The organism is Citrobacter sp. S55_ASV_140 (assembly GCF_018919505.1).
Taxonomy (GTDB): domain Bacteria; phylum Pseudomonadota; class Gammaproteobacteria; order Enterobacterales; family Enterobacteriaceae; genus Citrobacter; species Citrobacter werkmanii.
Window position 1 is genome coordinate 1 of record NZ_JAHLQZ010000175.1, and the last position, 8,494, is coordinate 8,494.

Sequence of the window (8,494 nt, forward strand, 5' to 3'; positions counted from 1 at the left end):
GCGTAACATGGTCTCTTTGGTGAACTCTTTTTTCTCCGCCATTAATCGCCAGGCTTCGCGTACGCGCAGCATACTGATGGCATCGTCGAGTGAGTCGCGGTACAGCACAATACGACCGTGAGGGGAGTGCGAAAGCTGGCGCACGATTGATTTCCAGTCGTCGTTAATATCAATGCCGATGATTTCACTGCGCGGCACCATGATGTCATCGACGCTGACTTTTTCCAGATCCAGCACGGACAGCAGCATATCCTGATTACGACGTGAGATTTGGGAGCGTGATTCATTCACCAGCGTTCGCAGTTCATCTTTACTCAGCGAACCGCTCACCACGATATCCGTTTTGATACCCATCATGCGCATCAGCAGACGGGTGATGGTATTAAGCAACCAGACCAGCGGCATCATGATGATTTGCAGGGGGGCCAGCAAAAAACTGCTCGGGTAGGCGACTTTTTCTGGATACAGCGCGGCAATGGTCTTTGGCAGTACTTCGGCAAAAACCAGCACCACAAACGTTAGCACCCCGGTGGCGATGGCGACGCCGGCATCGCCATACAGGCGCATACCGACAATAGTGCCAAGCGCGGAGGCCAGAATATTCACCAGGTTATTCCCGATCAGTACCAGGCTTATCAGGCGATCCGGTTTGCGAAGTAACTTTTCAACGCGTTTTGCCTGACGATTACCTTGCTTGGCCCGATGCCGCAGACGATAGCGATTCAGAGTCATCATTCCGGTTTCAGAACCGGAAAAATAGGCGGAAATGACCACCATGATGAGAAGCGTGACAATGAGCGTGGTGGTGGAGATGTGTTCCACGTAGGGTTCCTTAAAGATTTAACTCACGAACTGCTGCAGTATACGGCTGCCGAAATAGGCCAGCGTCAGAATGACTGCGCCTGCGACGTTAAACCATACGACGCGACGTCCGCGCCAGCCTTCATGGTAATGCCCCCACAACAGAACGATATAGACAAACCATGCCACGATAGAAAGAACGGCTTTATCAATATTTTCAGTACTGAACAGGTTATGCATGTAAAACAGGCCAGTACACAGAGTGAGCGTCAGCAGAACCACGCCGATCTGGGTGATATGAAACATTTTCCGCTCAATGCTCATCAGTGGTGGCATTTCATTACTGAACGCCAGTTTTTTGTTTTTCAATTGATAATCGATCCAGGCCAACTGCAGTGCATACAGCGCGGCGATAATCAGCGTGGCGTAAGCAAACAGCGATAGCCCGATGTGAATCATCATGCCCGGTGTCGCTTCGAGATGGGTGATGAACTCGTTAGGCATAAACGTCGCGAAGGCGAGGTTGATCAGAGCAAAGGCGTAGACAATGGGCAGTAATAGCCAGCCACGGTTGCGTGAAGCGACGATAGTCATTACCGTGCAGATCATCAGGCTAACCAGCGAGCCAACGTTCAACAGGCTCAGGTTTTGTCCGCTTTCACCGCCGGGCAGGATACGCGCTTCCAGGGCGATAGCATGGCTTACCAGCGCGACGACCGCAGAAAGAATAGCCATACGCCGCCAGCCGCTGTTTTTTTGCAGCAGAGCGGGAATAATCAGCGCGAGGCTGACTGAGTAGGCGACAAGGGCGAGCAGAGCAAAAACGGGCATATTAGGTGTCGACAGTTGGCCAGTGATAAAGAAAAGCAGTATAGCGTTACGTGACCGCTGCTCCAACCGTTGCATAACAACAAAGGCGGCTTCATGTTATACTGCGACAAATTTCTGTTGATGTGTCGCTGTCGCGACCGACCGTTTCCACCCCAGGCGAGAGACAATGTTTGATAATTTAACCGATCGTTTGTCGCGCACGCTGCGCAATATCAGTGGCCGTGGACGCCTTACTGAAGACAACGTTAAAGAGACGCTGCGCGAAGTGCGCATGGCGCTGCTGGAGGCTGACGTAGCGCTGCCGGTAGTGCGTGAGTTTATCAATCGCGTAAAAGAGAAAGCGGTTGGTCATGAAGTTAACAAAAGCCTGACGCCGGGTCAGGAATTCGTCAAGATTGTCCGTAACGAGCTGGTTGTGGCAATGGGCGAAGAAAACCAGACCCTGAATCTGGCTGCTCAGCCGCCTGCCGTCGTGCTGATGGCGGGCTTGCAGGGGGCGGGTAAAACCACCAGCGTTGGTAAGCTGGGGAAATTCCTGCGTGAGAAGCACAAGAAGAAAGTGCTGGTGGTCTCTGCGGACGTTTATCGCCCGGCGGCGATTAAACAGCTGGAAACGCTGGCCGAGCAGGTTGGTGTGGACTTCTTCCCGTCAGATGTCGGTCAAAAACCGGTCGATATCGTCAACGCTGCGCTGAAAGAAGCCAAACTCAAATTCTACGACGTGCTGCTGGTGGATACCGCCGGTCGTCTGCACGTTGACGAAGCGATGATGGACGAAATCAAACAGGTCCACGCTTCTATCAAGCCGGTAGAAACGCTGTTTGTCGTCGATGCGATGACCGGTCAGGATGCCGCCAATACCGCAAAAGCCTTTAACGAAGCGCTGCCATTAACCGGCGTGGTGCTGACCAAAGTTGATGGTGATGCTCGTGGCGGTGCGGCGCTTTCAATTCGTCATATCACCGGCAAGCCGATTAAATTCCTCGGTGTCGGCGAGAAAACCGAAGCGCTGGAGCCGTTCCACCCGGATCGTATTGCTTCACGTATTCTCGGCATGGGCGACGTGCTGTCGCTGATCGAAGATATCGAAAGCAAAGTTGACCGCGCGCAGGCAGAGAAATTAGCCAGCAAGCTGAAAAAAGGCGACGGCTTCGATCTCAACGATTTCCTTGAGCAGCTCAAGCAGATGAAAAACATGGGCGGTATGGCAAGCCTGATGGGCAAACTGCCGGGTATGGGTCAGATCCCTGACAATGTGAAATCGCAGATGGACGATAAAGTGCTGGTGCGTATGGAAGCCATCATCAACTCGATGACGATGAAAGAACGCGCTAAGCCGGAAATCATCAAAGGTTCCCGTAAACGCCGCATTGCTACCGGCTGCGGTATGCAGGTACAGGACGTTAACCGCCTTCTGAAACAGTTCGACGACATGCAGCGCATGATGAAGAAAATGAAGAAAGGCGGGATGGCGAAGATGATGCGGAGTATGAAGGGAATGATGCCGCCAGGCTTCCCGGGCCGCTAATTTCCCGGCCTGGCTCACTTGCTACTTCGGCACCGGGGTGTACTCGCCATCCTCACGTACTGTGTGTACGCTGCGGTGGCTGCGCGCACGCCGGCACCGAACTCGCTGCGCCGCCGACGGCCTTCTACAGCAGAGTTATTAACTGTTGATTGCTTTTTTCCCAGAAATCAGTAAAATTTTCGGGCTTTTAATATGACACCGGGTCCCTTCCCTCGATGGGGCCCGGTGTTTTATTCACACAAGAGGATGTTATGGTTACTATTCGTTTAGCTCGTCACGGCGCTAAAAAGCGTCCGTTCTACCAGGTTGTTGTCACCGACAGCCGTAATGCACGCAACGGTCGCTTCATCGAGCGCGTTGGCTTCTTTAACCCAATCGCTAGCGAAAAAGAAGAAGGCACTCGCCTGGATCTGGATCGCATCGCTCACTGGGTTGGCCAGGGCGCGACTATTTCTGATCGCGTAGCTACGCTGATCAAAGCAGCAAACAAAGCAGCTTAATCTGTCACGGTGGTCATGATGAGCAAGCAACTCGCCGCGCAGGCTCCTGTGGACCCCATCGTTTTGGGGAAAATGGGGTCTTCTTACGGTATTCGTGGTTGGCTCAGAGTGTTTTCTTCCACTGAAGACGCCGAAAGCATTTTTGACTATCAGCCCTGGTTTATCCAGAAGGCGGGTCAGTGGCAGCAAGTACAGCTGGAAAGCTGGAAGCACCACAATCAGGATCTGATCATCAAGCTGAAAGGCGTTGACGATCGTGATTCGGCGAATCTACTGACCAATTGCGAAATTGTCGTGGATTCCTCGCAGTTGCCAGCGCTGGAAGATGGTTCCTACTACTGGAAAGACCTTATGGGCTGCCAGGTAGTGACCACTGAAGGCTACGATCTCGGTAAAGTCGTCGATATGATGGAAACCGGTTCGAATGACGTCATCGTCATCAAGGCAAACCTGAAAGATGCGTTTGGTATCAAGGAACGTCTTGTACCGTTCCTCGATGGGCAGGTTATCAAGAAAGTCGATCTCGCTACTCGTACTATCGAAGTAGATTGGGATCCTGGTTTTTAAACCACCGGATAAACGGTAAAAGTCGGCGTTATGGGGATTGGCTTGTGTTTATAGGTATCGTTAGCCTGTTTCCTGAAATGTTCCGCGCAATTACCGATTACGGGGTAACTGGCCGGGCAGTAAAAAATGGCCTGCTGAACATCCAGAGCTGGAGTCCTCGAGACTTTACTCATGACCGGCACCGTACCGTGGACGATCGTCCTTACGGCGGCGGACCGGGGATGTTAATGATGGTGCAACCCTTACGGGACGCCATTCATGCAGCAAAAGCTGCGGCTGGTGAAGGCGCAAAGGTGATTTATCTGTCACCTCAGGGACGCAAGCTTGATCAAGCGGGCGTCAGCGAACTGGCCACGAATCAAAAGCTGATTCTGGTGTGTGGTCGCTATGAAGGTATCGATGAGCGCGTGATTCAAACCGAAATTGATGAAGAATGGTCAATCGGCGATTACGTCCTCAGCGGTGGTGAGTTACCGGCAATGACGCTGATCGATTCCGTTTCCCGGTTTATTCCGGGGGTTCTGGGTCATGAAGCATCAGCAATCGAAGATTCGTTTGCTGACGGGTTGCTGGACTGTCCACACTATACCCGACCTGAAGTGTTAGAGCAGATGGAAGTACCGGCAGTGTTACTGTCGGGGAACCACGCTGAGATACGTCGCTGGCGTTTGAAACAGTCGCTGGGCCGGACCTGGCTTAGAAGACCTGAACTTCTGGAAAACCTGGCTCTGACTGAAGAGCAAGCAAGGTTGCTGGCGGAGTTCAAAAAGGAACACGCACAACAGCAACATAAACATGATGGGCAGGCGTAAGCCCCCAATATCAGTTTACCCAGGATAAGAGATTAAATTATGAGCAACATTATTAAGCAACTTGAACAAGAACAGATGAAGCAGGACGTACCTTCCTTCCGTCCGGGTGATACCGTGGAAGTGAAAGTATGGGTTGTTGAAGGTTCCAAAAAACGTCTGCAGGCATTTGAGGGCGTGGTTATCGCTATTCGTAGCCGCGGTCTGCACTCTGCATTCACTGTTCGTAAAATTTCCAACGGCGAAGGCGTTGAGCGTGTCTTCCAGACTCACTCTCCGGTAGTTGACAGCATTGCTGTTAAACGTCGTGGTGCTGTTCGTAAAGCTAAACTGTACTACCTGCGTGAGCGCACTGGTAAGTCTGCTCGTATCAAAGAGCGTCTTAACTAAGATTCGCGCAAGCGACATCCTGTTAGAAAAGGGCTGGCCGAAAGGCTGGCCCTTTTTTTATCGCGATATTTACTGATGGGAACAGACTGACTGCCGGGAGACTTTACATACTCTCTGGATACAGTCAGCCGGGGATGATTACGGTGTGGCGATGACAACCGCGACACGGCGGTTTTCAGCACGACCTTTAGAGGTCTGGTTACTGGCGATAGGGTATTTCTTCCCGAGTCCCTGGGTGGTCAGATTGGTACGGGGAATATTAGCGCCTTGTGCCCAGGCATCGGCCACGACATTCGCGCGTTTGAGCGACAGAGCCTCGTTGTAGCTGTCTTCGCCGTAGTTATCCGTATGACCATCCAGACGAGCATGGTTTAGCCCGGTAGCAGCCAGTTTGGATGCCATTTCCTGAATCTGCTTTTCACTTTCCGGACGTAGCTTATAGTCGTTTTTATCAAACAGGATATTGTCAGACAGGCCAAGAGACCAGTCTCCTGAAACTTCGCTAAATCCGTACGATTTCATAGCTGCAATTTGCTCTGGGGTAAATTTTCCCTGAGGTGCCTGACAGCCTGCCACGATCAGTAAAAGCAGAAAAAACGGTGAAAATAGGCGTTTTAACATGTGTGTAATTCCTTATTTAATAATGCGTTCAGAACGCAAATGTTTGGCCTGATACATATTTTGATCGGCAAGTTCTTGTAATTTCTCGGCAGAGGCATGTTCCCACGTCAGCGCAAAGCCAATGCTGAGTGTCATGCTTGCCAGATGACCATTGTGCAGGTCAAAAGGTCGGTTAAACGCTTGCGACAGTGCGGCACAGATACGCTGAACTTCGTATTCTGAGTGAACGCTATACAGCACCATGGCAAACTCATCGCCGCCAAGCCTGTAGGGGTGATGTCGATCACCTCCAAACTCGGACAGCCTTTTTGCAACTTCAATCAGGACACGGTCGCCCGCTGCGTGGCCCCAGGTATCGTTAATAAATTTAAAATTATCACCATCAAGGAATAGCAATGCAGAACTGCTGCGGGCAGCATCGTCGTTCATCAGGGCGTTAATGCTGCTGCGAAATGCGGCGCGATTTGCCAGTCCTGTCAGAGGATCATGTAACGCGGTACGCAAAAGCTGAGCGTTCTTTGCCTGCAACCGAAGTTGCCATTCCTCCATCTCGTCCAGCAGGCTATTAAAATCCTGGGCAAAAAGATGAAATTCTTCGATACGTTCTTCTGAAACACGTCGTGAAAAGTTACGGTTGGTACGGACATCATGTACCACCTCGGTGATATTTTGCAGGGCTTCTACTACGCCATTGTGCAAATAGCGAGTGAGCATTAATGCAATACCTGATGCCAGCAGAATGCATCCGGTAAGAACGGCCAGCGACAGATAAATGAAATGGCTGATCACGCTATCGCGGGCAGTCAGGCGCACTTCACCAATAACATTGCCATTATGCAAAATGGGCTGTGTGACCGGTTGCGGAAACAACCAGTGACTGATCAAACCGCTGATCTTTTCAGTGGTGTCCTGCGCGTCATAGCGCCAGGTGGCGATCACGTTCTGATTTTTATTACGCACTTCCGCTACGGAAAACTGCCCTTGTTGCCCTAGCGCCGCCAGAGTTTCTGTTGCCGCAACACTGTCAGAAAAGACTAATGCAGCTTCAAGTGTACGAGTCATCGTGGCTGCGGTCAGGTCCAGGTTCTTTTGCGCATACTGTCTTAATGCCAGCACGGAGGAAATGCTAAGCAGTAGCCAGATCAACGTCATGGTGACCAGGACGCTGATTATGCTGATACGCCGTAATGTCCGCTTAAACGTCGGGCGTGTTATGGGAGAATGGCCCTTATCCATGCTTTTTATTCCGTGCAAGCATCAATACGTCTGGACTGACCCTTACGCCACTGCGTGAAAGGGAATCCATATTTACGGAAAATCTCACATCTTCATCTTTAATTATGAGGCAAAAGGCACTGCCAATAACGCATTCGGGATTCTGTTCAGCGATTAATAACAGTGCCTTTGTCGGATATTTATTCTTTAATTCCACCTGATAACCAGGGGATTCTTTTCCAAAATAAAAACCATCACACTGCGAAACTAATATTTCTTGTTCCGTACGAATGATGACGGGAAGATAGGGTAAAGCACCAGTACTGGTATCTCCCAGTACACTGGAAAAACGCGATGAAGAGAAAATACACAGTTTTGGTGGCCCGGAAAGTGCAGGCCAGTGTGTATAACTGACGATGCCGGAAACCATCGCGCGTACAGATTTTGCTTCTTCCGTAACGCTCTGGGCGTACAGCGGTAATCCGGTCAGGAGCAGTGCCAGTAGAAGTATGAGTCGGTAAGAATAGCTCATGAATAGTTACCTACCAGCGGTTGCCGTAAAGCGTCGAAATACACTCAAGATTATTTGAGACAAAATAACATTATTTTCCTAAGTCGTCATTATTCCGGGTATAAAGCTATGGATAATTTAAGTTAAATCTTATGTGCATATAAAATATAAGTTATTGTTTAATTTAATCTTATAGCGGCATTACCTTCGTTTGCCCCTTTTTGCCAGGCGTTGTGTAACTGGTCAACATTTTCGACAGTATCGCAACTTGGGGGAAAGGTTTTCCCGGCCAGACCCCTGGCGTAAACAAAATCCTGCTGGCAGGTTTTACGTTGTCCCTCGGCGTAACCCTTAAGATATTCCGTACGATCGACTTCTGGATCATTGTAATTGTCGGCAAGAATTTCATTATCTTTAACCGCATAGCCTGAAATGGCATCGCGTATCCCGGCATCGTACCAGTCGGTGCCAGTCCAGGTAGGGGCGTGAGTATAGGGGTCTATCTGACATCCGCTAAGAAGTAGTATTAATAAGGTGCTGATGAGTTGCTTCATTGCCTGTGCTCCCGCGTTTTTTTAAGCATAGTGGATCTGATATCAGGATGATGTAAATTTAAATGTACACTCAGATAGGCTTTATTTAGTACTTAATAGAGCGCTGTAAATTAAAATTTACGGATTATGGATTGAAATCTTTACCTATTGTGATATCGTTATTTCCT

The 8,494-nt window shown here is 50.1% G+C and carries 11 protein-coding genes; 5 read left to right on the forward strand and 6 right to left on the reverse strand.

All coding sequences use genetic code 11. The features are described 5' to 3' along the window. Together KQJ18_RS19095 and KQJ18_RS19100 are read right to left on the reverse strand one after the other, a co-directional pair. Window positions 1-822 (reverse strand): CNNM domain-containing protein (locus tag KQJ18_RS19095; protein ID WP_216422507.1); only part of this gene is annotated, 822 nt, incomplete at its 3' end. Window positions 823-840: 18 nt separating this feature from the next. After that, a complete protein-coding gene (locus tag KQJ18_RS19100) occupies window positions 841-1,632 on the reverse strand; it encodes an inner membrane protein YpjD (RefSeq protein ID WP_042313291.1) in 792 nt (263 codons plus the stop codon). A gap of 166 nt (window positions 1,633-1,798) precedes the next feature. Between KQJ18_RS19100 and ffh the strand changes: the two genes are divergently transcribed. From ffh to rplS, 5 genes are all read left to right on the forward strand, one after another. Further along, window positions 1,799-3,160: a signal recognition particle protein gene (gene ffh, locus KQJ18_RS19105; protein ID WP_216422508.1), complete on the forward strand. Its 1,362-nt coding sequence runs from the start codon at window positions 1,799-1,801 to the stop codon at window positions 3,158-3,160. A 251-nt stretch (window positions 3,161-3,411) separates the two neighbouring features. After that, complete coding sequence (rpsP, locus tag KQJ18_RS19110; RefSeq protein ID WP_003031228.1) at window positions 3,412-3,660, forward strand: 30S ribosomal protein S16; 249 nt, start codon at window positions 3,412-3,414, stop codon at window positions 3,658-3,660. Window positions 3,661-3,678: 18 nt separating this feature from the next. Continuing rightward, window positions 3,679-4,227 (forward strand): ribosome maturation factor RimM, encoded by a 549-nt coding sequence (gene rimM / locus KQJ18_RS19115; RefSeq protein ID WP_191239006.1) that lies wholly within the window; start codon window positions 3,679-3,681, stop codon window positions 4,225-4,227. A 44-nt stretch (window positions 4,228-4,271) separates the two neighbouring features. Then, window positions 4,272-5,039, forward strand: a complete 768-nt coding sequence (trmD, locus tag KQJ18_RS19120; RefSeq protein ID WP_003031232.1) for a tRNA (guanosine(37)-N1)-methyltransferase TrmD — start codon at window positions 4,272-4,274, stop codon at window positions 5,037-5,039. A gap of 39 nt (window positions 5,040-5,078) precedes the next feature. Continuing rightward, window positions 5,079-5,426, forward strand: coding sequence for a 50S ribosomal protein L19 (rplS, locus tag KQJ18_RS19125; protein ID WP_006687325.1), 348 nt, complete (start codon window positions 5,079-5,081; stop codon window positions 5,424-5,426). Window positions 5,427-5,564: 138 nt separating this feature from the next. Here the strand turns inward: rplS and KQJ18_RS19130 are convergent, their stop codons facing one another. From KQJ18_RS19130 to KQJ18_RS19145, 4 genes are all read right to left on the reverse strand, one after another. Next, window positions 5,565-6,047, reverse strand: coding sequence for an OmpA family protein (locus KQJ18_RS19130; protein WP_038642755.1), 483 nt, complete (start codon window positions 6,045-6,047; stop codon window positions 5,565-5,567). A gap of 12 nt (window positions 6,048-6,059) precedes the next feature. After that, window positions 6,060-7,283: a diguanylate cyclase DgcN gene (dgcN, locus tag KQJ18_RS19135; protein WP_038642753.1), complete on the reverse strand. Its 1,224-nt coding sequence runs from the start codon at window positions 7,281-7,283 to the stop codon at window positions 6,060-6,062. Continuing rightward, window positions 7,276-7,794: a YfiR family protein gene (locus tag KQJ18_RS19140; RefSeq protein WP_038642751.1), complete on the reverse strand. Its 519-nt coding sequence runs from the start codon at window positions 7,792-7,794 to the stop codon at window positions 7,276-7,278. The genes dgcN and KQJ18_RS19140 overlap by 8 nt, the downstream gene beginning before the upstream one ends. A gap of 158 nt (window positions 7,795-7,952) precedes the next feature. Next, window positions 7,953-8,327 carry a DUF2799 domain-containing protein gene (locus tag KQJ18_RS19145; protein WP_038642749.1) on the reverse strand — a complete coding sequence of 125 codons (375 nt, stop codon included), beginning with the start codon at window positions 8,325-8,327 and terminating at the stop codon, window positions 7,953-7,955. Between the last annotated feature and the right edge of the window lie 167 nt (window positions 8,328-8,494).

What these genes read in the sequence shown, in the direction of transcription:
- KQJ18_RS19100 (WP_042313291.1), bottom strand. Translation starts at nt 1,632, where the DNA reads ATGCCCGTTTTTGCTCTGCTCGCCCTTGTCGCCTACTCAGTCAGCCTC.
- ffh (WP_216422508.1), top strand. Translation starts at nt 1,799, where the DNA reads ATGTTTGATAATTTAACCGATCGTTTGTCGCGCACGCTGCGCAATATC.
- rpsP (WP_003031228.1), top strand. Translation starts at nt 3,412, where the DNA reads ATGGTTACTATTCGTTTAGCTCGTCACGGCGCTAAAAAGCGTCCGTTC.
- rimM (WP_191239006.1), top strand. Translation starts at nt 3,679, where the DNA reads ATGAGCAAGCAACTCGCCGCGCAGGCTCCTGTGGACCCCATCGTTTTG.
- rplS (WP_006687325.1), top strand. Translation starts at nt 5,079, where the DNA reads ATGAGCAACATTATTAAGCAACTTGAACAAGAACAGATGAAGCAGGAC.
- KQJ18_RS19130 (WP_038642755.1), bottom strand. Translation starts at nt 6,047, where the DNA reads ATGTTAAAACGCCTATTTTCACCGTTTTTTCTGCTTTTACTGATCGTG.
- dgcN (WP_038642753.1), bottom strand. Translation starts at nt 7,283, where the DNA reads ATGGATAAGGGCCATTCTCCCATAACACGCCCGACGTTTAAGCGGACA.
- KQJ18_RS19140 (WP_038642751.1), bottom strand. Translation starts at nt 7,794, where the DNA reads ATGAGCTATTCTTACCGACTCATACTTCTACTGGCACTGCTCCTGACC.
- KQJ18_RS19145 (WP_038642749.1), bottom strand. Translation starts at nt 8,327, where the DNA reads ATGAAGCAACTCATCAGCACCTTATTAATACTACTTCTTAGCGGATGT.